The sequence below is a fragment of the Actinoallomurus sp. NPDC052308 genome (genome assembly GCF_040679195.1).
Taxonomy (GTDB): Bacteria; Actinomycetota; Actinomycetes; order Streptosporangiales; family Streptosporangiaceae; genus Actinoallomurus; species Actinoallomurus liliacearum.
Genome location: NZ_JBFAUM010000003.1, coordinates 465,778 through 488,114 on the forward strand (window position 1 = coordinate 465,778; position 22,337 = coordinate 488,114).

General features: G+C 70.1%; 19 protein-coding genes. 9 read left to right on the plus strand and 10 right to left on the minus strand.

Going from position 1 to position 22,337, the window contains the following annotated elements:
• The first annotated feature begins 61 nt into the window (after window positions 1–61).
• Window positions 62–583 (plus strand): hypothetical protein, encoded by a 522-nt coding sequence (locus tag AB0L00_RS13530; RefSeq protein ID WP_364432695.1) that lies wholly within the window; start codon window positions 62–64, stop codon window positions 581–583.
• Window positions 584–749: 166 nt separating this feature from the next.
• Here AB0L00_RS13530 and AB0L00_RS13535 read toward each other — a convergent pair whose 3' ends face one another.
• Complete coding sequence (locus tag AB0L00_RS13535; RefSeq protein ID WP_364432697.1) at window positions 750–2,918, minus strand: vWA domain-containing protein; 2,169 nt, start codon at window positions 2,916–2,918, stop codon at window positions 750–752.
• Window positions 2,919–3,743: 825 nt separating this feature from the next.
• Here AB0L00_RS13535 and AB0L00_RS13540 point away from each other — a divergent pair.
• Window positions 3,744–4,103 (plus strand): SH3 domain-containing protein, encoded by a 360-nt coding sequence (locus tag AB0L00_RS13540; RefSeq protein ID WP_364432700.1) that lies wholly within the window; start codon window positions 3,744–3,746, stop codon window positions 4,101–4,103.
• A gap of 101 nt (window positions 4,104–4,204) precedes the next feature.
• On the opposite strand, the gene AB0L00_RS13545 is transcribed toward AB0L00_RS13540, so the two are convergent.
• Together AB0L00_RS13545 and msrB are read right to left on the minus strand one after the other, a co-directional pair.
• The gene (locus AB0L00_RS13545; RefSeq protein WP_364432702.1) at window positions 4,205–5,104 is read right to left on the minus strand and encodes a terpene synthase family protein; all 900 of its coding nucleotides are present in this window, start codon (window positions 5,102–5,104) and stop codon (window positions 4,205–4,207) included.
• A gap of 226 nt (window positions 5,105–5,330) precedes the next feature.
• Window positions 5,331–5,732 carry a peptide-methionine (R)-S-oxide reductase MsrB gene (gene msrB, locus AB0L00_RS13550; RefSeq protein WP_364432704.1) on the minus strand — a complete coding sequence of 134 codons (402 nt, stop codon included), beginning with the start codon at window positions 5,730–5,732 and terminating at the stop codon, window positions 5,331–5,333.
• A 70-nt stretch (window positions 5,733–5,802) separates the two neighbouring features.
• On the opposite strand from msrB, the gene ligD reads away from it, so the two are divergent.
• A complete protein-coding gene (ligD, locus tag AB0L00_RS13555; RefSeq protein WP_364432707.1) occupies window positions 5,803–6,852 on the plus strand; it encodes a non-homologous end-joining DNA ligase in 1,050 nt (349 codons plus the stop codon).
• A gap of 18 nt (window positions 6,853–6,870) precedes the next feature.
• On the opposite strand, the gene AB0L00_RS13560 is transcribed toward ligD, so the two are convergent.
• The 3 genes from AB0L00_RS13560 to AB0L00_RS13570 all read right to left on the minus strand — a co-directional run bounded on the left by AB0L00_RS13560 (window position 6,871) and on the right by AB0L00_RS13570 (window position 10,334).
• Window positions 6,871–8,358, minus strand: a complete 1,488-nt coding sequence (locus AB0L00_RS13560; RefSeq protein ID WP_364432710.1) for an aldehyde dehydrogenase family protein — start codon at window positions 8,356–8,358, stop codon at window positions 6,871–6,873.
• A 162-nt stretch (window positions 8,359–8,520) separates the two neighbouring features.
• Window positions 8,521–9,582 carry an ATP-dependent DNA ligase gene (locus AB0L00_RS13565; protein ID WP_345358800.1) on the minus strand — a complete coding sequence of 354 codons (1,062 nt, stop codon included), beginning with the start codon at window positions 9,580–9,582 and terminating at the stop codon, window positions 8,521–8,523.
• Window positions 9,583–9,602: 20 nt separating this feature from the next.
• The gene (locus tag AB0L00_RS13570) at window positions 9,603–10,334 is read right to left on the minus strand and encodes a pyrimidine reductase family protein (protein WP_364432712.1); all 732 of its coding nucleotides are present in this window, start codon (window positions 10,332–10,334) and stop codon (window positions 9,603–9,605) included.
• 106 nt (window positions 10,335–10,440) lie between these two features.
• Between AB0L00_RS13570 and AB0L00_RS13575 the strand changes: the two genes are divergently transcribed.
• Window positions 10,441–10,857: a hypothetical protein gene (locus AB0L00_RS13575; RefSeq protein WP_364432714.1), complete on the plus strand. Its 417-nt coding sequence runs from the start codon at window positions 10,441–10,443 to the stop codon at window positions 10,855–10,857.
• On the opposite strand, the gene glgX is transcribed toward AB0L00_RS13575, so the two are convergent.
• Window positions 10,858–12,966, minus strand: coding sequence for a glycogen debranching protein GlgX (gene glgX, locus AB0L00_RS13580; RefSeq protein ID WP_364432716.1), 2,109 nt, complete (start codon window positions 12,964–12,966; stop codon window positions 10,858–10,860). It abuts the gene before it with no gap.
• A 288-nt stretch (window positions 12,967–13,254) separates the two neighbouring features.
• Here glgX and AB0L00_RS13585 point away from each other — a divergent pair, with 288 nt between their 5' ends.
• Entirely contained in the window at window positions 13,255–15,576 is a 2,322-nt protein-coding gene (locus AB0L00_RS13585; protein ID WP_364432718.1) for a protein kinase, read from the plus strand.
• 17 nt (window positions 15,577–15,593) lie between these two features.
• Here the strand turns inward: AB0L00_RS13585 and AB0L00_RS13590 are convergent, their stop codons facing one another.
• Window positions 15,594–16,907 (minus strand): MFS transporter, encoded by a 1,314-nt coding sequence (locus AB0L00_RS13590; protein ID WP_364432721.1) that lies wholly within the window; start codon window positions 16,905–16,907, stop codon window positions 15,594–15,596.
• 358 nt (window positions 16,908–17,265) lie between these two features.
• On the opposite strand from AB0L00_RS13590, the gene AB0L00_RS13595 reads away from it, so the two are divergent.
• Genes AB0L00_RS13595 through AB0L00_RS13610 form a run of 4 tightly spaced genes read left to right on the plus strand, consistent with a single transcriptional unit; the run spans window position 17,266 to window position 20,948 of the window.
• A complete protein-coding gene (locus AB0L00_RS13595) occupies window positions 17,266–18,282 on the plus strand; it encodes an ABC transporter substrate-binding protein (protein WP_364432723.1) in 1,017 nt (338 codons plus the stop codon).
• Window positions 18,283–18,334: 52 nt separating this feature from the next.
• Window positions 18,335–19,126: an ABC transporter ATP-binding protein gene (locus tag AB0L00_RS13600; RefSeq protein ID WP_364432726.1), complete on the plus strand. Its 792-nt coding sequence runs from the start codon at window positions 18,335–18,337 to the stop codon at window positions 19,124–19,126.
• Window positions 19,123–20,022, plus strand: a complete 900-nt coding sequence (locus tag AB0L00_RS13605) for an ABC transporter permease (RefSeq protein ID WP_364432728.1) — start codon at window positions 19,123–19,125, stop codon at window positions 20,020–20,022. Before AB0L00_RS13600 ends, AB0L00_RS13605 begins: the two co-directional genes overlap by 4 nt.
• A gap of 26 nt (window positions 20,023–20,048) precedes the next feature.
• Window positions 20,049–20,948: a TauD/TfdA family dioxygenase gene (locus AB0L00_RS13610; protein ID WP_364432731.1), complete on the plus strand. Its 900-nt coding sequence runs from the start codon at window positions 20,049–20,051 to the stop codon at window positions 20,946–20,948.
• A 70-nt stretch (window positions 20,949–21,018) separates the two neighbouring features.
• Here the strand turns inward: AB0L00_RS13610 and AB0L00_RS13615 are convergent, their stop codons facing one another.
• On the minus strand, window positions 21,019–21,504 hold the full coding sequence (locus AB0L00_RS13615; RefSeq protein WP_364432734.1) for a DUF6194 family protein: 486 nt from the start codon (window positions 21,502–21,504) through the stop codon (window positions 21,019–21,021).
• A gap of 157 nt (window positions 21,505–21,661) precedes the next feature.
• Window positions 21,662–22,303, minus strand: coding sequence for a GntR family transcriptional regulator (locus AB0L00_RS13620; RefSeq protein ID WP_364432736.1), 642 nt, complete (start codon window positions 22,301–22,303; stop codon window positions 21,662–21,664).
• Between the last annotated feature and the right edge of the window lie 34 nt (window positions 22,304–22,337).

Genomic DNA, 22,337 nt, shown 5'->3' on the forward strand with positions numbered 1-22,337 from the left:
CGGCGCGCCGCGGCGGAGTATTCCACGCGTGACTCGATCAGGGCGCCGGAGGGGCAGACACGTGCGGCCGCGCGCCGACGTGGCCTACGTGATCGTCCGGCTGCTGCCGGCCTCGGCCGTACGCCCGGTGTGCCTGCTGCTCGGCGGGGCGACCGGTCTCGTACTGGTGGCCGTCGCGCTCATCCCGGCCGCCCCGCACCGGCGGCCGGGCCGACCGGTGGTCGAGGTGGAACGGCCGACCCCGGTCGCGACGCCGAGCACGACGCCGACCGCGCCGGGGTGGCATGACGACGCCCGGGACGCGGCCGCGGTGACGTACTACCGCAGCGCGGTGCCCGAGGTCGCCGGCCACGTGCGTGAGGTGATCTGGACGGCGCCGATCCTGCGTGTCTACACCGACCTGCCCGGCAGCGACGCGAACTCCCCGGCCGCTCTGGCCCTGTGCCAGACGGGCGCCGCGTACCTTCAGGTCCGGGGCAGGGCGCCGGTGGTGTTCGTGCACGCGCGCGAACGTGACGGGTACCCCGTCCTCGCCAACAAGATGGACACGAACGACAGCTGTCGGCTCGGCCGGGTTCCCTAGTACTCCAGCGAAGTCCGCGCGAAGACCGCTGGTCATCCGGCGAAGACGCGGCCGGAGGCAGGGTGAGCACCTCGGCGATCGGTCGGCTGTCCGCCTGAAGACCGGCCGAGGCCGGGCGGAGCCACGGCGCTCCGCCCGGCCTCGGGGCCGGTTCAGGTGGGTCGGGTCATGGGCAGTTGCCGATATCGCTTTCGGAGGAGGCCAGGACGACGTTGGTCTTGGCCAGGCCGACGGCATCGACGGTGATGTGGACGGCGTTGACGGTCAGGCCCTTGTCGGGGGTGGTGATCGGGGTCTGCTCGTTGAGGACGAGCTTGACGACGCCGACGTTGACCGTGGTGTTGGGCTGGACGACGGTGGGTTCTGCGATGACCACCGTGCCCCCGACCTGCAGGAAGGCGATCGTGGTGGTTCCGCTGGACCCGGCGCAGGTGGTGGTGGAACCGGAGTTGATGGTCTTGACGGTGATCACCGGGATGCCGGTGATCCCGATGGTGGTGTCGTCAATGGAGGCGGTGGCCACGGATTTGCCGGGGAATTCCGTGGTTGCGACCTTGGCGCACAGGGCGTGCGCGCTGATCAGTCCGCTGAGGCTGGCGGTACAGGGCACCGAGGTGGTGCCGGTCGAGGTGGTGGAGATGTGGCCGGTGTCAGGGGTGGGTGCGATGTGCACCAGCTGGATGCCGGCCAGGGAGGCGTCGGCGGTCAGGCCGTAGGCCCGTCCGGTCAGCCGCTGCGGCGTGACGACGACCTGTTCGGCGCTGCACGGTGAGGTGACGGAGTTGTTGTTGGCGTCGCCGCTGTAGGTGGCGGTCCACCGGTAGGTGCCGGCCGCGCCGATGGTGACGTTGCCGGATGCGGCGGTGCCGCTGCCGGACAGCGTGTCGGTGCGGGTGGCGATCGGCGTCGCGCAGGTGGTGTCGCCGGGGCTGTACAGCTGGAACGTGACGGTACCGGTGGGGTGGAACCCGCCGGAGATGGTGGCGGTGTCGGACACGACGCCGCCCGCGGGCACGGTCCCCGATGGGGTGGTGGCGATGCCCGGGGTGGCCTTGACGACCACGACCTGTTCGTCGCCGCACGCGGAGGTGACCGGGTTGTTGCTGTCATCGCCGCTGTAGGAAGCGACCCACCGGTAGGTGCCCACCCCGCCCGCGGCGATGTTCCCGGACGCGGCGGTGCCGCTGCCCGACACCGTTCCGGTACGAGTCGCGATGGGCGTCGTACAGCCGGTGTCACCGGGCCCGAACAGCTGGAACGTGACGGTGCCCGTCGGGTGGAACCCGCCGGTCAGGGTGGCCGTGTCGGAGACGTTCCCGCCTGCGGGCGCCGAGCCTGACGGCGTTGTGGCGATCGATGGGGTCACCTTCGGGACGTGTTCGGTGATCGTTTCGGTGAAGCCCGGTGACAGGACGCCGTTGAGCAGGAAGTCCACCTTGCAGGTCAAGGTGCTCCCCGGTACGGCTCCGGAGCCGACGGAGACACTCTCGGTGAAGGTGGCGTCATCGCCGCTGGTCACCGTCCGACTGCCCGGAGTCAGAGACACCGACAGGCTCGGGTCGCAGTCGCGCAACTGGTGGGTGACCGTGACCGGCAGGTTGTGCAGGGCCGCCAGGATGGTGCTGCTGACCTGCGAGGGGTTGATGCCGGAGAACAGCTGCCCGCCCGTGGCGTTGGTGATCGCGGTCGCCTGCCCGGTCGAGTCCAGCCCGGACAGGTCGAGCGCGAGCACGGTGACGTCGGCCGCCTGCAGGGCGCTGATCGCATCGGCCAGCGTGTGGCCGTTGCTGGGGTCATGGCTGGGGGCGTCCCCGATCAGCAACACGATCCGAGAGCTGTTCGGCCGGAAGTCGACCGCCCCGGACGCGACCTGGAACAGACCGTTGATGCCGTCCTCGGGGATGTCGCCGCCGCCCGTCGCGACCAGCGAGTTGAGACCGTTGGTGACGTCGGTCTGGTTGGCGGTGAGGTTCTGCGCCACCCGGAACGACGTCGCGTCCGCCGACACGTCCCTGTACTCGGCGACCGCGAACTGCGCGTCCGGCTGCGCCGACGCGACGTTGGACAAGATGGTGTTCGCATTGGTCTGCACGTTCGAGATGACCCCGCCCATGCTCCCAGTCGTGTCGATCAGGAACGTGATGTCCGGCTTGGGCGGGAGTGCCGGAGTGGACACGGTCTTGGCGATCGTCGCCGATCCGCCCGGGGGCAGGTTCAGCGTCACGTTCGCCGGTGTCACCCCGGGCGTGGCGGATGCCGTCCCTACCCCGGTCGCCAGCATCGCACCGGCCACCAGCGCGCATGCGGCGGCCCGTAATCTTCGCGTCGTTCTCACGGTGTCATTCCTTCTGGTGTGGCGTTGTGCCATAACGAATTTGAAATATCTGACCGTGCGGAATATTCATGATTGCGCGATCCGGGACGCCCTCTCCTCGCGTGTTGGCGCGTGTGTATACCAAATGGTATTGGTTGACGGCCTCGGTGACATTTTCGCGCCAGTCGCTGATCAACGAGGCGGGGGTGTGGCCACTGCCATAGGGTGACCGGTCGGCGAATAGATGTAAACAGACCCCTTACTGTAAGTTCCCGACTGGCCGCAGTCGGCCACCCTCTGCCGATGAGAGCCGCCCGTAAGAAGCGATCCCCGTCAAGATCTTTTTCAGGTGTGACCAATGAAATGAGTGCTCAGCGGCTTGACGCTTCAAAAAAGAGTGGCCGTTTCCCATCATTCGGACCGCCCGAATTGTGGTTAGGACATCACTGCAGAGTCGACCGACGGGCTCCCGCGCTCATTCGGCCTCGGTCGGATCCGACGGTTAGGACTGCTTCCGGTCATGGCGCCGGAACCCCGGCGAGGCGCAACCGCCGGCGTCCAAAGCCGCAGGCGTGTGAACAGACAACCGCAGGCTCTCGGCCGCCGAGTTCCGTAGACAACGCTCGGCTACCAGGAGCCCGTTCCCGTCCGCGGGCGATCACTCAACGACAACCTGAACCAGAGCATCCTCTGACCCGGATCCAGCGACCGAACTCTTTATCGGCAGACTTTTAAGCCCGCTCTCAAGGTGATCTCATTATGCTCCTAATGGTGCTTCACTGTTCTCTCAGACAGCGCAATTACGGTGGTCAACACCTGAAAGCTGAAGAACACCAGGGGGTAGTAATGAAGCTGCGCAATCGGGTCCTCGCCGCTGTCGCCGCCGCGACCATCGCCGGAGGCGGGGTCCTGGCCACGGGGGCGGCGGCCAACGCCGCCGTACGGCCCGTCTCCGCGCCCGCCGCGCACGTCCCGAGCGCGAAGACCATCACCTACCAGGTCGTCGAGGTGAGGAAGGGTCATGAGCTCGCCGTTCGGGCGTCGGCGAGCTCGACGGGGCGGATCGTCGGCCACCTCAAGGCGGGGGCGACGACCATCGGTACTGGCAGGTCGTCGCACGGCTACGTCGAGGTGAAGGCGAGCAATGGCAGGACCGGGTGGGTCCCGGCGAAGAACCTTCGGCAGGTTCAGAAGAAAGGCCGCTGAGGCTCACTGAGATGCGCCGGCACGCGACGTGCCGGCGCATTCGTGCTTTCGTGGCTCCCTGGCCGAGATCTAACCCGATCTTCTCGGCAGGCCGCGGACGGTCAGTCCGCGTACCAGTAGTCGGCCCCGTCGCTGTAGTAGGTCGCGCTGTATTCGAGCTGTCTGCGCAGGAAATCCGCCTGGACCGGGCTGGAGGCTTCCAGCGAGAGCAGCGCCTCCTCGAAGGTCCGGCGTACCTGCGCGATTCGCTCGACCACTTGGGCTCTGTCGAGACCCAGCGCGAAGACGTTGATGTCCCCCCACGCCTTCTCTCGGTCAGACGATGCCAGATCGTTCACGAGGCGCAACGCCCGCTGCGCGGTGTCACTGGCGCCCTTCAGCTCATCGATGCAGGCGGCCGCCTGGGGGTCGCCGGAGCTGATCCAGAACGTGACGTTCGTGAATGTGCAGCCGAAGTTGGCGGAGTTCGCCAGGTACTCCTCCAGCGTCGGCCGGACCGCAGAAGGGCCCGCTTCCCTGAATGATCTTTTCCAGTCCCATTCTCTGGACATGGCGTCGATCATCTTCGTCAGCTCCTGGTCCCAGACGCGGCCCAGATGGGCGAACATGGGCTCGGCGCGAAGGTCCTGCCGGATGTCGAACAGCATCCGGGACAACGACGAGCCGGGAGGCCGGCCGTCGCGAACGGCCAGACAATCGGCTGTGAGGTCGGACACCTCGTGAGGTGACTCCGCCACGTGATCGACGAGCCAGTCGAGCGCGAAGATCCACAGAATCGTCCGGCAGCTGATCGCCAGATCGTCGGGCGCGCACCACGGAGCGCTGAACACCATGGTCTTCGCGACCTCTCCATGGACCGTGGCGAACGGCTTGTCGGGAAACAGGCCGGGGTATCGCCGTGCGTGGTCGACGAGGTCCTGTTCGCAGGCGCGAATCTTCGCCGTGGCCGCTCCGGCGAAGAACGCTTCGGTTCTCGGTGACGTGGAGAAGGCGGGCGTCATGCTGGTTCTTTCCCCTCACCTCGATGGTCCGGTGCCGCTACGGTGCGCACGCCGTCACTCGGCGGAGTATCACACGGCCGCCATGGAGGCACAAGATCGTTTGGCGTTGGGGGTCAGACCCATGCCGGAAGGCCCACTGAAACGCGCCGGCACGCGACGTGCCGGCGCATTCGTGTTCTCGCGCGGCGCGAGTCCGCCCCGGCGGGCGCCGGGAACGGCGGCGGGTCTACTCGGTCGGTGCGAGGTTCAGCGAGACGCTGTTGATGCAGTAGCGCTGGTCGGTCGGGGTGGGGTAGCCCTCGCCCTCGAAGACGTGGCCGAGGTGGGAGTCGCACCGGGCGCAGCGGACCTCGGTGCGGATCATGCCGTGCGAGGCGTCCCGCAGCAGCGTGACCGCGTCCGACTCGGTCGGCTGGTAGAAGCTCGGCCAGCCGCAGTGCGAGTCGAACTTGGTGTCCGAGCGGAACAGCTCCGCGCCGCACGCCCGGCAGCGGTAGACCCCTTCGGTCTTGGTGGAGACGTACTCCCCGGACCACGGCGCCTCGGTGCCCGCCTCACGCAGGACGCGGTACTCCTCCGGCGACAGCTGGACCTTCCACTCTTCCTCGCTCTTGCGAATGACTGTCATGTCCCGCATAACCCGGGAGGGGGAGCGGCCATTCCGGTGATCTGTCGGTGCGCGGTTGTACGGTGCGGTTATGGCATCGCCGTTCGTGGAGATCCAGGTCGGAGATCGTGTCGTCAAGATCACCAATCCGGACAAGGTCTACTTCCCCGCACGCGGGGAGACCAAGCTGGACCTGGTCAACTATTACCTGGCCGTCGGTGACGGCATCCTGCGCGCGCTGGGCCGCCGGCCGACGACGCTGGAGCGTTGGCCGGGCGGAGTGTTCGAGGGCGCGAAGATCGCCACGCGCGCCGACAACCGGGGCGACGCGTTCTACCAGAAGCGGGTGCCGAAGAACGCCCCGGACTGGCTCGAGACGGCCCGGATCGGCTTCCCCAGCGGGCGCCACGCCGACGAGATCTGCCCCACCGAGCTCGCGGCCGTCGCCTGGTGCGCCAACCTCGGCACCGTCACCTTCCACCCGTGGCCGGTGCGCTGCACGGACGTCGACCATCCCGACGAGCTGCGCATCGACCTCGACCCTCAGCCCGGCACCGGCTTCGCGGAGGCGAGGAAGGTCGCTCTGGAGGCGGTCCGCGAGATCCTGGACGAGCTGGGGTTCGTCGGCTTCCCGAAGACCTCCGGCGGACGCGGCCTGCACGTCTACGTGCGGATCGAGCCCCGCTGGACCTTCACCGAGGTCCGCCGCTGCGCGCTGGCCTTCGGGCGGGAGATCGAGCGCCGGATGCCCGACCTGGTGACCACCAACTGGTGGAAGGAGGAGCGCGGCGAGAAGGTCTTCATCGACTTCAACCAGAACGCCCGTGACCGCACCATCGCCTCGGCCTACAGCGTCCGCCCGAAGCCGTACGCCCCGGTGTCCGCGCCGCTGACCTGGGAGGAGGTGCCCGACGCCGACCCGGCGGACTTCACGATCGCGACGATGCCGGAGCGCTTCGCCAAGGTCGGCGACCCGCACGCCGCGATCGACGAGCGGGCGTTCTCCCTGGAGACGCTGCTGGAGTGGGCCGACCGCGACGAGCGTGACCGTGGCCTGGGCGACATGCCCTATCCGCCGAACTACCCGAAGATGGCGGGGGAGCCCAAGCGCGTCCAGCCGAGCAAGGCCCGCCGCGACTGAGCCGCCGGCGCCGGCGCCTCACGTCTCGATCAGGCAGGACTTCTCCCGGGTGTTGGCCAGCACGGAGTCGTGGCCGTAGCCGCTGTCCTTGAGGCCCTCGAAGGGCAGGCCCGGCGGCATCTTCCGGTAGGTGTTCACCCAGACCGTGCCGGCCTCGACGTCCCGGCACACGCGGTGCGCGCGGCCGAGGTCCCGCGTCCACACGCCCGCCGCCAGGCCGTACGCCGAGTCGTTGGCGATCGCGACCGCCTCCTCCTCGGTGTCGAAGGGCAGTGCGACGGCGATCGGCCCGAAGATCTCCTCCTGGCAGACCCGCAGCGCGTTGTCCTCGGTGGCGAACAGCGTCGGCTCGACCCAGTAGCCGCCCGCGTACGCCTCGTCCACGATCTCGCCGCCGGAGCGGCCGCCGAAGACCAGCTCCGCGCCCTCCTTGGCGCCGATCTCCAGGTAGCCCGTGACGCGCTGGAACTGCTCCTGCGAGACGATCGGCCCCATCGTCGTCTCCTCCGACAGAGGGTCACCGAGCCGGATCTCCCGGGCGATCGCGGTGATCCGGTCGATCATCTCGGCGTAGATCGGCCGTTCGATGAGGATCCGCGAACCGGCCACGCACACCTGGCCCGCGTTGGCGGTGAAGACGCTCTGGGTCGACACGCCGAGGGCCGCGCGGTCCAGGTCGGCGTCGGCGAAGACGATGTTGGGTGACTTGCCGCCGAGCTCGAAGGCGAGGGGTTTCAGCGCGTCCGTGCTGGCCCGGGTGATGATCCGCGCCGTCTCGGTGGAGCCGGTGAGACTGATCCGGTTCACGCCGGGGTGGCGGACGAGGGCGTCGCCGACCTCCTCGCCCAGTCCGGAGACGAGGTTGAGCACGCCGGGCGGGAGGACCTCGCGCAGCAGTTCGCCCAGGCGCAGCGTCGACGCGGTCGCCTGTTCGGCCGGCTTGATGACGACGGTGTTGCCGGCGGCCAGCGCGAAGGCCGCCTTCGCCGAGAAGGTGGAGATCGGGGAGTTCCACGGGATGATCCCGACGACCACCCCGTAGGGGACCCGCCGGGTGAATCCCAGGCTGCCCGGTCCGAGGATGACGGTCTTGCCCTCGACGGCGGAACCGCACTCGGCGGCGGCCAGTTGCCAGAGGTACGTCATGCCGGGCAGATCGCGCTTGGCGGTCTCGGTGATGACGCGGCCGTTGTCGCGGGTCTCCATCTCGGCCAGTTCCCGCGCGTTGGCGGCGAAGACCCCGGCGACCTTGCGGAGCAGGTGCGCCCGGCCGGCCGCCGGCATCGCGGACCAGGCGGGGAACGCCGCGCGGGCCGCCGCGACGGCCGCGTCCGCGTCATCGGCCGAGCTGCGGGGGATCCTCGCCCAGACCTTCCCGGTCGCCGGGTCGACCGAGTCGAGCATGCGATCGGCGGGGCGCAGTTCGCCGCCGATCAGGTTGGAGAACTCCCGCATCGCGATCCCTTCGCCCCACGCGTGACGGAGCCGTCCGCGTCCGCTCAGCATTCCGCCAAGCGTACGCTTGGTTGGGGTGTCGAGAGAAGAGCCCCCACACCGAGCCGTGCCGTTCGCGTCAGCGGCGCCGCACCCATGTCCGCCAGACCCACGTCGTCAGTGTCAGCGGAGTCGCGGTCGCGCGATCGGGAGCCGTGCCGTCCGCGTCGGGGATCAGCCGCCGAGGATGTCGTCCAGGTCGTAGGCGACGGGCACCTCGAGCTGGTCGTACCCGCACGACTCCGGCGTGCGGTCCGGCCGCCAGCGGCGGAACCGGGCGGTGTGCCGGAACCGGCGGCCCTCCATGTGGTCGTAGGCGACCTCGCACACCAGCTCCGGACGGAGCGGCACCCACGACAGGTCCTTCTTGCCGGTCCACCGGCTGATCGCCCCGGGCATGCGGTCCACCGTGGCCTCGGTCTGCTCGGCCCACCCGGCCCACGGGTGCCCGGTGAGGTCCGTGACCCGGTACGGCTCCAGCTCCGCGACCAGCTCCTCGCGGCGCTTCATCGGGAAGGACGCCGAGACTCCCACGTGCTGCAGCCGGTCTCCGTCGTACAGGCCGAGCAGCAGCGAGCCCACGACCGGCCCGGACTTGTGCCAGCGGAACCCGGCGATCACACAGTCGGCGGTGCGCTCGTGCTTGACCTTGAACATCGCCCGTTTGTCCGGCTCGTACGCGCCGGCCACCGGCTTGACGACCACGCCGTCCAGCCCGGCGCCCTCGAACTCGTCGAACCAGCGCAGGGCCTCGTCGTACGCGTCGGTGGCGGGCGTGACGTGGACGGGCGCCTTCGCGCCGGCGAGCGCCTCGGTGAGCCGGGCGCGCCGGTCGCCGAAGGGGGTCTCCAGCAGCGACTCGTCGCCGAGCGCGAGCAGGTCGAAGGCGACGAAGCCCGCCGGGGTCTCCGCGGAGAGCAGCTTGATCCGGGACGCGGCGGGGTGGATGCGCTGCTGCAGCGCGTCGAAGTCGAGGACGTGGCCCTTCCGCAGGACGATCTCCCCGTCGAGGACGGACCGCTCGGGCAGCTCGCGGCGGAAGCCCTCGACCAGCTCGGGGAAGTAGCGGTCGAGCGGCTTGCCGTTCCGCCCGTAGATCGCCACCTCGTCGCGGTCCCGGAACACGACCGCCCGGAACCCGTCCCACTTCGGCTCGTAGAGCACGTCCCCCCGGGGCAGCTCCTTGACGGCCTTGGCCAGCATCGGCGCCAGAGGCGGGCTCACAGGCAGGTCCATGACCTCACACTAGAACACGCCTACGACGGTCTTCCGTCGTCCACGCGGCGGGTGTAGCGGAGGAACAGGAAGTCCTCCTCCTCCAGGACGTGCCCGAGGCGCAGCGGGGTCGACGCCGGTCCTGGGCCGTTGATGATCCGGGCCGCGTCGCCCGCCGTGAGCTGCGGGCTGACGGTGAGGCACAGTTCGTCGAGCCGTCCCGCCGCGACGAACTGGGCGAGCAGCCGCGGGCCGCCCTCGGTCAGCTGCCGGGTGAGGCCCCGCTCGGCGAGGGCGTCCAGCGCGACGGCCACGTCGACCGCCTCCTCGCCGGCCACGATCACGTCGGCGTGCTTCTCGGCGCCGCTGCGGCGATCCTCCGGAGCCGACGCGCAGGTGATGACGATCGTGCGGTCGGCCGCCTCGGTGAAGACGGGGGCGTCGAAGTCGAGCTCCAGCGAGCGCGACACGATGGCCAGCGGCGGCGTCGGCGGCCGGCCCGTACGGATGTCCCCCCACCACTCGCGGGCGTGGACCGGTCCGTACCCCTCGACGCGGACCGTCGCCGCGCCCACGACGATGACGTCGGCCAGCCCGCGCAGGAGGGACAGCAGCCGCCGGTCGGCCTCGTTCCCCAGGCCCCCGGCCTTCCCCTCGAACGTCGCGGCGCCGTCCGCGCTGGCGACCATGTTGCCCCGGAGCCAGGGGGTGGTGTCCGGATAGGCGTACGCCTCGGCGAGGTCCGCGAGGCCGGCTGGTTCGAGTCGTCGCATGACACCCAGGGTGGCACAGCAGTCGGTTCGTGACTTTATTGCGCTCTTGTCGCGAGGTTGCCTAAGTGACACTTGTGGTGAGACAACGGGTAAGAGGGGGCAAAGGATGGGCTTCGCCGCATTAGTGATGTGGGTCCTGGCCGCGGCCGTGGGCGCCTACCTGCTGATCATCTGGCTGGCCAACGGCGGCCTGCGACGGCAGGGCACGAAGGTCACCCGCTTTCCGGTGACGGTCGTCCTCGGCCATCCCACCCTCGCCGTGGTGGCACTGGCGGCCTGGGTGGCGTTCCTGCTGACGGCGCGGATCGCGTACGCGTGGAGCTCATTCGGGGTGCTGGTGGTCGTGGCGCTGCTGGGGTTCACCCTGCTGACGCGGTGGCTGACCGGACGCGGCGGAAAGCACGCGCGCGGGGCCGAGCAGCATTTCCCGCTGCTCGGCGTGCTCGCCCACGGCACGGTCGCCATCCTGACGTTCGTGCTCGTGCTGTTCACCGCGATCAGGGTCAGCCGTGGCCAGCCCTGATCAGTCGGGAAGGACGCGGCGCAGCAGGACCAGGGCCCGGTCGGCGACCGCCAGGTCGTCGTCGGCCTTGACCGGCTCGCGGTCGGCCGGTTTCGGCGTCGCCGTGTCGAGGACGACCTCCCACCGCTCGCCGAACCGCGTGTCCGGGATACGGAAGACGATGCCGTCGGAGTGCGCGTTGAACAGCAGCAGGAACGAGTCGTCGCGGACCCGCCGCCCCCGGGGGTCCGGCTCGGTGATCGCGTCGCCGTTGAGGTACACCGCGACGGCCTTGGCGTAGCCGATGTTCCAGTCCGCCTCGGTCATCTCCGTGCCCGACGGCGTGAGCCAGCAGATGTCGCGCTCGCCGTCCAGCTCGTCGCCGTGCGTGCGTCCCTGGAAGAACCGCCGCCGCCGGAAGACCGGGTGGTCCCGGCGCAGCTCCGACACCGTACGGACGAAGTCGACGAGGTCCTGGTCGCCGTCCCAGGACGCCCAGGCCAGCTCGTTGTCCTGGCAGTAGGCGTTGTTGTTGCCGTGCTGCGTGCGGTTCAGCTCGTCGCCGTGCGACAGCATCGGCACGCCCTGGGACAGGAACAGCGTGGCGATGAGGTTGCGCTGCTGGCGGGCGCGCAGCGCGTTGATCTCCGGGTCGTCGGTCTCGCCCTCGACGCCGTGGTTCCAGGAGCGGTTGTCGTCGGTGCCGTCGCGGTTGTTCTCGCCGTTGGCCTCGTTGTGCTTGCGGTCGTAGGAGACGAGGTCGTGCAGCGTGAACCCGTCGTGGCAGGTGACGAAGTTGATCGAGGCCAGCGGGCGCCGGCCGTCGTCGGCGTACAGGTCGCTGGAGCCGGTCAGGCGGGAGGCGAACTCCTGCAGCGCCGGCTGGCCGCGCCAGAAGTCCCGGACCGAGTCGCGGTACTTGCCGTTCCACTCCGTCCACAGCGGGGGGAAGTTGCCGACCTGGTAGCCGCCCTCGCCGACGTCCCAGGGCTCGGCGATCAGCTTGACCTGCGAGACGATCGGGTCCTGCTGGACGAGGTCGAAGAACGCCGACAGCCGGTCCACGTCGTGGAACTCGCGGGCCAGCGCCGAGGCGAGGTCGAACCGGAACCCGTCCACGTGCATCTCGGTCACCCAGTACCGCAGCGAGTCCATCATCAGCTGCAGCGCGTGGGGGTGCCGGGCGTTGAGGCTGTTGCCGCAGCCGGTGTAGTCCAGGTTGTACCGCTTGTCGGTGTCCCGGAGCCGGTAGTAGGCGGCGTTGTCGATCCCGCGGAAACTGAGCGTCGGGCCCAGGTGGTCGCCCTCGGCGGTGTGGTTGTAGACCACGTCGAGGATCACCTCGATGCCCGCCTCGTGCAGGGTCCGCACCATCGCCTTGAACTCCAGGACCTGCTCGCCGAGCTGCCCGGCCGAGGAATAGGCGTTGTGCGGCGCGAGGAACCCGATCGTGTTGTAGCCCCAGTAGTTGGTCAGCCCGCGGGCCACCGGGGCGTGCTCGGAGACGAAGTGGTGCACCGGCATCAGCTCGATCGCCGTGACGCCGAGCTCCTGGAGGTGCTCGATCATCGCCGGATGGGCGAGCCCCGCGTAGGTGCCGCGCTGGCTCTCCGGGATCGCCGGGTGCAGCCGCGTCAGCCCCTTGACGTGCGCCTCGTAGATCACCGTCTCGTGGTACGGCGTCCGCGGCGACCGGTCGTCACCCCAGTCGAAGAACGGATTGATCACGACGTTCTTCGGCATGTACGGCGCGCTGTCCTCGGTGTTGAGCTCCGCCGGCGCCGCGAACCGGTACGAGAACAGGGACTCGTGCCAGCGCACGTCGCCCTCGATGGCCTTGCCGTACGGGTCCAGCAGCAGCTTGGCCGGGTTGCACCGGTGTCCCCGTTCCGGGGCGTACGGCCCGTGCACCCGGTAGCCGTACCGCTGCCCGGGGCCCACGCCGGGCAGGTAGCCGTGCCAGACGAAGCCGTCCGTCTCGGGCAGGGCGTAGCGGGTCTCGGTGCCGTCCTCGTCGAACAGGCACAGCTCGACCCGCTGCGCCACCTCCGAGAACAGCGCGAAGTTCGTACCGGTCCCGTCCCAAGTGGCGCCCAACGGGTACGGGGTGCCGGGCCAGACCTCCTGCATCGCTCTCCTCGGTGTCCACGGACATGCCTCATCGAATTGTTGCCGCACCTCGCCGAAGACGCGAATGGCGCGGCCGGGAACGGCCGGGAATCGGCGCCCGGAACCCGCGCGGACGGCACCGGCCACGCCGGTGACCAGGGATTTCTCCCGTTTCGCCAGGGCTGCACTCTACGTGAGGTCAGGAAAGATCGCGCCAGGACGGTCCGGCCGGTTCTCGGGAGAGCCGCTTCGTGGAAGGATTCGGCACGAATGAACAGAAGTGTTCCTCTGATTCGAGGATAGGTGTCGATGGTTCCGCTTGACGCGGCCGATCCACGGCAGGTGGGGCCGTACCGTCTGGAGGGGCGGTTGGGCGGCGGCGGGATGGGCCAGGTGTTCCTGGGGCGTTCGCCGGGCGGCCGGCCGGTGGCGGTGAAGGTGGTCCGGCCGGAACTGGCGGGCGACGTGCGGTTCCGGGAGCGGTTCGCCGTCGAGGTGGAGGCGGCCCGCCGGGTGGGCGGCTTCTACACCGCGCAGGTCGTCGACGCCGACGTGCGGGCCGATCCGCCGTGGCTGGTCACCGCCTACGTCCCGGGCCCGTCCCTGCACGAGGCGGTGCGATCACACGGGCCGCTGCCCGCGACGGCGGTGGCCGTTCTGGGGGCCGGTCTGGCCGAGGGGCTGGTCGCGATCCACGGGTGCGGCCTGGTGCATCGCGACCTCAAACCCGCCAACGTGATCCTGGCCGATGACGGGCCTCGCGTGATCGACTTCGGTATCGCCCGGGCACTGGACGCCACCCATCACACGACCTCGATCCTCGGGACCCCGGCGTTCATGTCACCCGAACAGGGACGAGGCGACCCGCTCGGGCCGGAGAGCGACGTGTTCTCCCTCGGGTCGGTGCTGGCCTTCGCCGCCACGGGCGACAGTCCTTTCGGTACCGGAGCGGCCCACGCCGTCGTCTACCGCGTCGTGCACGACCGGCCCGACCTGACCGGTCTGGCCGGGCTGCCGGCGCGACTCGCCGATCTGATCACTGAGTGCCTGGCCAAGGATCCCGCCGACCGTCCCACCCTCGCGGCCATCCTCGACCGCCTCGGGACGGCGCCCGACCTGCTGGGGCGGTGGTTGCCGTCGGCCGTCACCACGATGGTCGCCGAACGAGAGGCGGTCCCCGGCGGCGCGTCGCCGGGCCTGGACGGTTCCGGCACGAGCCCTACGCGGTCGACGACCCCCGCCCGGACGCCCGAGGGCGAGGACGGCATGGGCCCGGAAGAGCGTACGGGCGCCGCGCCGAAGGCCCGTGAGCTCCTCGCCGCCGGGCCGCCCGGCGCGTTCGCGGTCGCGGCCGGGCCGGGATCGGCGCCGCCGGGGGAGATGCGTCAGGCCGTTCCCGGTCAGGCGGTTCCCGGTCAGGCGGTCACCCGGGGGGACCAGGCGCCGCCCGGGCCGGGCCGGGCCCGACCGCGACCGACGCGACGCGCCCGCACGGTACTGGCGGCGGCCGCCGCGGCTCTGGCGCTGGTGGTCGGCACCGTGGTGGCTCTCAGCCTCTCCTCGCCGCCCGCACGGGGGAGGGCGAAGGCGCGGGCCACCACTCCGGTCAACACTCCGGTCCCCACGCTGTCCCCTGCCACGCTCATGGCGAAAGGGGCGAGCGTGGATTTCACCGTGTTCAGCCCGGACGGCAAGGCCCTGGCCAGCGCCAGCCGCCGTGAGCGCGTCATCCGGCTGTGGGATGTGCCCACCGGCGAGCTCAGGACCACTCTCACCGCTCCGGGGAACGTCTTCGCCCTCGCGTTCGGCTCCGGCGGCACGACCCTGGCCGCCGCCACCGATGCCCGCGGTGGCTACGCCATCCGCATCCAACTATGGAGCCTGTTCAACGACAAGCTGGTGGACACCCTCCCCCGCAGCGGTCTCCTCGGGGCGTACATCACCCTCCCGGCCCTGCTGTTCAGTCCCGATGGGAGCACCCTGGCCAGCGCCACCAACGACGCCCACGCCAAGGACATCTACCAGGACATCGTTCAGCTGTGGGATACGACCAGCGGCCGGGTCACGGCGAGTTTCTCCCTGCCCGCCCATATCCTCAGCATGGCCTTCAGCCCCGACGGCAGGACCCTTGCCACCAGCGACAACAACTCCGGGGCACCCGGCACGCGGGTCATCCGCCTCTGGGACGTCACCAGTGGCCGCGCCAACGGCGTCATCAACACCGGCTCCGACGGCGGCCCCTGCGACCAGGGCGTACGCTCACTGTCCTTCAGCGCGGACGGCAAGACCCTGGCGGGCGGCTGTGACGGCACCGCCGCGAAGAACGGTGTGCGCCTCTGGGACGTCACGACCCGTCAGGTCATCACCCCGTCACCCGGGTACGGCGGCGACTGGGTCGCCTTCAGCACCAATGGCGCCACCCTCGCCAGCCTGCAGTGCCCGGTGGCCGGGGACGGCTGCGGCGGAACGCTGCACGTCTGGATCAGCGACGCGACCCACCGTTATGCGACCCGCGAGAACGACCTCGCGCCCCAGCCCGGTGCCGTTCAGGCCCAGGCCTTCAGCCCCGACGCCATGACACTGGCCATCGGGTACGACAACGGCGCCCTCCGGCTCTGGAAGCTCCGCTGAGCATGCCACCGCGAGGGTCACGCGGTCGCCTCGCCGGGCTGAGACGGGGTGGTCCGCTCCGGCTCCTGCGGGCCGGGCGGGGCTGTCGGAGCGCCGCCGAACTCCACGCTGTGGGCCTCGCGGCCGAACGCGGTCAGCAGGATCACGGCGAGGAGAGTCGGTGCCACCACGACTGCGAACGCGAACGAGTAGCCGTGCGCGTCCGCGAGGCGTTCCTGCAAGGGCAGGTTGACCGCGGCGAGGAGGTTGCCGAGCTGGTAGGTCACGCCGGGGTAGAAGCCACGGATGGCGTCGGGTGACATCTCCGTCAGGTGTGCGGGAATGACGCCCCAGGCGCCTTGGACGAAGAACTGCATGAGGAACGCACTGATCGCGAGCATGGCCGTGCTCTTGGAGTAGGCGAACAGCGGCACGACGAGTAGGGCCAGCAGGGACGCGCCGACGATGGCGCGCCGCCGGCCGAAGCGCTGTGACAGCGTGCCGACCAGGACGCCGCCGAGGATCGCGCCGACGTTGTAGATCACGGCGATGCCGACCGCGTAGTGGGGGGAGTGCCCCAGGCCCTTCTTCACGAAAGTCGGATAAACGTCCTGCGTGCCGTGGCTCATGAAGTTGAAGGCGGTCATGAGCAGCACGAGGTAGAAGAACCGGACCAGGACCCTCCGGTCGAAGAAGACCTTGCGCAGCGGGGTGCGCGTCATCTGCAGCCGCGCGTTCGTGCGCTCCCAGACCTCCGACTCGCCCACGCGGTACCGCACGTACAGCGCCAGGAGCGCGGGCACCGCCCCGAAGACGAACAGGCCCCGCCAGCCGAAGATCGGCGTGATGACGAAGTAGGCGAGCGCGGCCACCAGGTAGCCCGCCGGATAGCCGACCTGGAGCATGCCGGAGTAGAACCCGCGCTTGGCCGGCGGGATCTTCTCCATCGCCAGGGAGACGCCCAGGCCCCACTCGCCGCCCATGCCGAGGCCGTACAGGAATCGCAGCACGAGCAGCATGGTCAGCGAGGTCGAGAAGCCGGAGATCATCTCGATGACGGAGTAGAACAGCACGTCGACCATGAGCGGGATCCGCCGGCCGACCTTGTCCGCCCAGAGTCCGAACAGGTACGCGCCGAGCGGCCGGGCGATCAGCGTCAGCGTGGTCGCGACGGTGACCTTCTCGGCCGACGTGCCGAAGTCCTTGGCGACCTCGGTGATCACGAAGACGAGAAGGAAGTAGTCGAACGCGTCCATCATCCAGCCGAGGAACGCGGCGAGGAAGGCGTTGCGCTGGTCTCGATCCAGGCCACCGGCCTGGTCACGGATGTCGCCGAGCAGGGGGATGCCCATGTGCGGTCCTTAGTCCGGTCGATCGCTCCCAGCCGATCTTTACCCAGAGTTGAGAGGATCAATTCCATGGTTATCAGGTAGGAAAGGTTGACCGCGTCCGGTTCGTCGTGTTTCATTCAGGGCATGCGCGTCCGGCCCGCCCTCACCCGCCGGTGGCACGTCGACCTGGTCCGTGTCGCCGCAGCCCGCTGTCGCGGCTGACGACCTCGCCGATCACCGTCTCCCGCGGCCCTTCTCCCGACCGCGTCCCCTCACGTCCCCGCAGCCCGTTCACCCGTCACGGGGCCCCACGGCACTCCTCCGACGAGTGCTCCGTGCCCGAAGGCGGCGCCGCCCCCGTACAGGAGCGCACTCCCTCATGCCCTACAGATCCCTTTCGGCCGTCCTGGCCCTGACCCTGGCCGGAACCGGCTGCGCCGCACAGGCGCGCTCGGACTCGCCGAACCTGAAGATCGGATACTTCCAGGGGGCCGTCGCCGGCCCCGAGGCCGTCGTGGCCGCCGACCCCGGCCTGGCCTCCCGCGTCAAGGCGAAGATCGAGCTCCGCCCGATCGACAGCGGCGTCGCCGGCATGGCCCAACTGCGCGCCGGCGCCTTCCCGGTGGTCTCCGGCGTCGGCAACCCGCCCTTCGTGGGCGCCTTCACCTCCGGCACGGACGTGGAGGTGGTCTTCGCCGAGAGCCTCGACGAGTCCGGGCTGGTGGTGAGCAACGCGGTCAGGTCGAACGCCGACCTGGGAAAGGTCGGCGTGCTCGTCGGCTCCACGCTCGACTTCCAGCTCCGGGGCTGGTTGAAGAGCCAGGGGCTCGCCGGCAGGGTGCAGATCGCCAGCTTCGCGAGCGAGGCCGCCGAGGCCGCCGCCTGGAAGGCCCACAAGATCGACGCGGTGTACATCAGCCAGGCCTTCCTGCTCGAGCTGAAGAAGCACGGCGGACGGGTGCTCACGACGGCGGCGGACATCGCGAAGCTGGGGTACGCCGCGGTCAACCTGCTGGCCGTCAGCCGGCCGTACGCGGCGAAGAACCGTGACGTGGTCCAGCGACTGGTCTGCCAGATCTCCAAGGCCCAGACGCTGGCCCACGGCGACCAGGCCGCCAAGTACGTCCGCCCGGCCGCCCGGTTCCTCGGCGTGCGGCCCGACGACGCCGTCGAGGCGACGAAGGGCTACCCCTACATCCCGCCCGCCGAGGAGACCGGCTGGCTCAAGGGCGCGGACGGCACGGCGTCCTCCGGCAGGCTGGCCGCGAACTTCCAGCGCACCGGGGAGTTCCTGGTGACGCAGGGCCGGGCGAAGACGGCTCCGTCCGTCGCCCAGGCCGCCGCGCACATCGACCTGAGCTTCTGGGACAAGGCACAGGCGGGAGGCTGCGCGTGAGCCGGCCCACCGCGACCCGCCTCCCGTCCCGGCGACCCCGGGAGGCCCGCCGATGAACGCGGTCGTCGAAGAACGCCCGATCACCGAACGGCCGTCCGCCGTACGGCTCCGGGACGTCGGCAAGACCTTCCGCGGACGACGCAGACGGACCCCGGCGCTGGAAGGCGTCAGCCTCGACATCGAGGCGGGGGAGTTCCTCTGCCTGCTCGGCCCCTCCGGATGCGGCAAGTCCACGCTGCTCGGCATCCTCGCCGGGTTCGTCCCCGCCGACGCCGGCGAGGTGCTCGTGGACGGACGGCCGGTGGCCGGGCCGGGCCCCGACCGGGGCGTGCTGTTCCAGACGCCGACGCTGTTCCCCTGGCTCACCACCCGCCAGAACGTGCTGTACGGGCCGAAGGCCCGAGGCGCGCTCAGCCCGGAGGTGGCGGAGGAGGCCGACGCGCTCCTGGAGACGGTCGGGCTGGCGGACTTCCGGGACGCCTACCCGCACGAACTCTCCGGCGGGATGCGCCATCGGGCGGCGTTCGCCCGCGTGCTGATCAACCACCCGAGCGTGCTCCTCATGGACGAGCCGTTCGGGGCGCTCGACGCCATCACCCGCGCCGGGATGCAGCGGTTCCTGCTGGAGCTCTGGCAGCGGCACCGCATGACGATCGTTTTCGTCACCCATGACGTCGAGGAGGCGACGCTCCTGGGCGACCGGGTCGCGGTGCTGTCCGGGCGGCCCGGCCGGACGAAGGCGGTCGTCGACATCCCCCTCAAGCGTCCCCGGGTCTACGAGGACACCGAGACGCTCGAGTTCGTCACCGCCAAGCGGCGCATCAGGGAGGTGCTGGAACAATGACCGAGAAGTCCCTCGACGCCGACCCGCGCCCGCCGGCGACCGTCGTAGGCGAGGTCCCCGACGGGAAGGAGCCGCCCCCGGAGACGCCCGGGACGGGCGGCACACGGGGACGGCGGAGGCGGCGTTCGTGGCGGCGGGTGGCGTACGGCGGCGCCGGGCTGCTGCTGGCCCTCGGCGGCTGGCAGGTCGCGGCGGTCGTCATCGACGACCCGGTGACGCTGCCGACGGTCGTCCAGACCGTCCGTGAGTTCCTGCACTACGTCACCCATCCGTACCCGGAGGTCCAGGGGAAGACCCTGGTCGAGGACGCCCTGATCAGCACGGGCCGGATCCTCGCCGGGTTCGGCCTCGGCACGGTCGTGGGTCTCGTCCTGGGCGCGGCGATGGCGGGCGTCCGCGTGATCCGCGAGCTGGCCGACCCCCTCATCGCGGTCGTACGGCCGCTGCCGCCGATCGCGTTCATCCCGCTGCTCGTGGTCTGGTTCGGCATCGGCGAGACGTCGAAGGTGGCGCTGCTCTTCTTCGGCGTGGTCCCGGTCATCACGATCGCGACCCTCGGCGCCCTCGACGCCGTACCGGTCGAACTGGTGCACGCCAGCCGGAGCCTGGGCGCCTCGCACTTCCACACGATGGTGCACGTACGACTCCGCGCCGCCGTCCCGGGCGTGATCACCGGGATGCGGATCGCCATGGGCGGCGCCTGGACGAGCATCATCGCGGCCGAGATGATCGCGGCCACCGGGGGAGTCGGCTTCCTGATCCTGCAGGCCGGCAACTACCTCCAGACCCCGTTGATCTTCAGCGGGATCATCGTCATCGCCGTCCTCGGCTTCGCGTTCGACGGCCTGCTGCGTCTGCTGCTGCGCGCCGCCGACCCCACCGTCCGCCACTCGTGACATCTCGGCGAGAGAAGGAGTTCCCCATGTCCATCATCGACATCCGCAAGGTCGGCGGACGCATCGGCGCGGAGGTCACCGGCGCCGACCTCGGCCGGCTCGACGACGAGCAGTTCCGCGAGGTCGACGCGGCACTGCTGGAGCACAAGGCCCTGGTCTTCCGCAACACCGGCCTCGACGACGAGGGCCAGATCCGCTTCGCCTCGCGGTTCGGCGAGCTGACCGCCGCCCATCCCACCGTGCCGTCCGTGGACGGAAGTCCCAACATCCTGCCGGTCGACGGCGAGGAGGGCATCCGGTCCAACCACTGGCACACGGACGTGACGTTCGTGCGCACGCCGCCCAAGGTCACCACGCTGCGCGCACTGGTCGTGCCGCCGTACGGGGGCAACACGCTGATCGCGAACGCCGCGGCGGCCTACCGGGACCTGCCGGAGCAGTTGCGGGAGTTCGCCGACCGGCTCTGGGCCGTGCACACCAACGACTACGACTACGTCCTGCCGCGTACGAACACGGAGAGCGCGGTGAAGTACCGGGAGACGTTCGTCTCCACGCGCTACCGGACCGGGCACCCGGTCGTGCGGGTGCATCCGGAGACCGGCGAACGCGGGCTGTTCATCGGCGGGTTCGCCCAGCGGATCGTCGGGCTGAACAGCGACGAGTCGCGCGACATCCTGCGCATCCTGCAGGAGTACGTCATCCGGCCGGAGAACATCCTGCGGGTGCAGTGGAACCCCGGCGACCTCGTGGTGTTCGACAACCGGATCACCCAGCACTACGCCCCGGACGACTACGGGGACCAGCCGCGCAGGCTGCACCGGGTGACCGTGGCGGGCGACGTTCCGGTGGGCGTCGACGGTGCGGAGAGCCACGTCATCGAGGGCGATGAGGCCCATCACTACACACCGGCGGTCGCGGCCGCCTGATGGACGCGGGGCCCGGAGTGGCGGGGTTCCGGGTCCCGTCCGGCCGCCGCGGGCGGCCGGACGGGGCGGGTCAGGCCGGGTTCGGCCGGGTCCGCTCGAATCGTTCGGCCGCCCGGTCGCGGGCCTCCTCCAGCAGGGCCCGCGCGAGCGGGCCGGTCGCCTCGCCGGGGTTCAGGACGCAGACCCAGCCCTGGACGGCGTACGCGGGGTGGGGAAGGATCCGGTCGGTCACCGTGAAGTCGATCCCGGCGCGGTGCTCCGCGGCCGCGGCGGGCGGGTGACCGAGCAACTCCTCGAACCGCTTGCGCCCGACGGCGATGTTCAACCGGAACACGCCGGGGCGGTTCAGGTCGGACGCCGTGTCGAATCCCTCGTAGTCCTTGGTGACGATCGTCGCGAAGGGCTGCCACCGATCGGCGGGCGCGTCACCGTGCGGATCGTAGGAGATGAAGGTGTCGCCCCAGGCCGCCTCCGGAGCCCCGGTGTCCTCGCCCGCCGTGACGGCGACGGTCCCCGGCAGGCCGGCGGCGAACTGGATGATCTCGTCCTCGGTCATGAGGTCCTTTCGTCCCAATCTCGCGCTGTTTCCTCCCTTCAAGTTTTCCATTGAAGTGCTATTTGCGACTTTTCGCGCAGGGTGGCACCGAGACCGCTGCGTCCAACGACAGAACCCTCAAATGCGGGTTGAACGAGCCTGCCGGCCGAGGGGCGCGTCAGTCGTCGAGGCGTTCGAGGATGCGTTCCATGCCGCTGTTCCAGTTGACCTTCAAGGCGGCCACCGCGCCGTCGATGTCGCCGGCCTGGACGCACTCGGCGATCCGTTCGTGCTCCTCGGCCGAACGCTCCAGTACCTGCTGGTCGCCGATGATGACGCGTTCGTACCGCCGCATGGTGAGCTTGAGCGAGGTGATCAGGTCCATCAGGCGCTCGTTGGGGCAGCCGGACAGGAGCAGGTCGTGCCAGGCGTCGTCGTAGCGTTCGAGCACGGCGTACTCCGCCTCCGGCGCCGAGAACGCCCGCGCCTCCTCGAGCAGGCGTGGCGCGATCGAGATGAGGTACTCCGGTTCGGACAGCGCCAGCGCCAGCGACTCCATGTGGGCCACGATCGTGGTCAGGTCGCGGAACTCCTGCGCGCTCATCGGCGCGAACCGGAACCCCCGGCCGCGCTCGCTGACGATGATGCCCTCGCGCTCCAGTCCGATCAGCGCCTCCCGCAGGGGAGTGCGGCTCACCCCCAGATCGGTCGCCAGGACGGTCTCGTTGATCGGCTGGTCGGGGTCGAACTCGCCCCGGCCCAGCCGGTCGAGGATCTCGTCCTTGATCTGCTCACGCAACGGGCGGCGCTCGATCGGCATCTGGCAGTCTTCCCTTCTCCGGCGGCGATCAGGT

Coding starts and splice junctions, on each gene's coding strand:
- AB0L00_RS13545 (WP_364432702.1), bottom strand. CDS start 5,104: ATGACGCCCGCCTTCTCCACGTCACCGAGAACCGAAGCGTTCTTCGCC.
- AB0L00_RS13540 (WP_364432700.1), top strand. CDS start 3,744: ATGAAGCTGCGCAATCGGGTCCTCGCCGCTGTCGCCGCCGCGACCATC.
- AB0L00_RS13585 (WP_364432718.1), top strand. CDS start 13,255: ATGGTTCCGCTTGACGCGGCCGATCCACGGCAGGTGGGGCCGTACCGT.
- AB0L00_RS13575 (WP_364432714.1), top strand. CDS start 10,441: ATGGGCTTCGCCGCATTAGTGATGTGGGTCCTGGCCGCGGCCGTGGGC.
- AB0L00_RS13570 (WP_364432712.1), bottom strand. CDS start 10,334: ATGCGACGACTCGAACCAGCCGGCCTCGCGGACCTCGCCGAGGCGTAC.
- AB0L00_RS13560 (WP_364432710.1), bottom strand. CDS start 8,358: ATGCTGAGCGGACGCGGACGGCTCCGTCACGCGTGGGGCGAAGGGATC.
- AB0L00_RS13590 (WP_364432721.1), bottom strand. CDS start 16,907: ATGGGCATCCCCCTGCTCGGCGACATCCGTGACCAGGCCGGTGGCCTG.
- AB0L00_RS13610 (WP_364432731.1), top strand. CDS start 20,049: ATGTCCATCATCGACATCCGCAAGGTCGGCGGACGCATCGGCGCGGAG.
- ligD (WP_364432707.1), top strand. CDS start 5,803: ATGGCATCGCCGTTCGTGGAGATCCAGGTCGGAGATCGTGTCGTCAAG.
- glgX (WP_364432716.1), bottom strand. CDS start 12,966: ATGCAGGAGGTCTGGCCCGGCACCCCGTACCCGTTGGGCGCCACTTGG.
- AB0L00_RS13605 (WP_364432728.1), top strand. CDS start 19,123: ATGACCGAGAAGTCCCTCGACGCCGACCCGCGCCCGCCGGCGACCGTC.
- AB0L00_RS13620 (WP_364432736.1), bottom strand. CDS start 22,303: ATGCCGATCGAGCGCCGCCCGTTGCGTGAGCAGATCAAGGACGAGATC.
- msrB (WP_364432704.1), bottom strand. CDS start 5,732: ATGACAGTCATTCGCAAGAGCGAGGAAGAGTGGAAGGTCCAGCTGTCG.
- AB0L00_RS13615 (WP_364432734.1), bottom strand. CDS start 21,504: ATGACCGAGGACGAGATCATCCAGTTCGCCGCCGGCCTGCCGGGGACC.
- AB0L00_RS13595 (WP_364432723.1), top strand. CDS start 17,266: ATGCCCTACAGATCCCTTTCGGCCGTCCTGGCCCTGACCCTGGCCGGA.
- AB0L00_RS13600 (WP_364432726.1), top strand. CDS start 18,335: ATGAACGCGGTCGTCGAAGAACGCCCGATCACCGAACGGCCGTCCGCC.
- AB0L00_RS13565 (WP_345358800.1), bottom strand. CDS start 9,582: ATGGACCTGCCTGTGAGCCCGCCTCTGGCGCCGATGCTGGCCAAGGCC.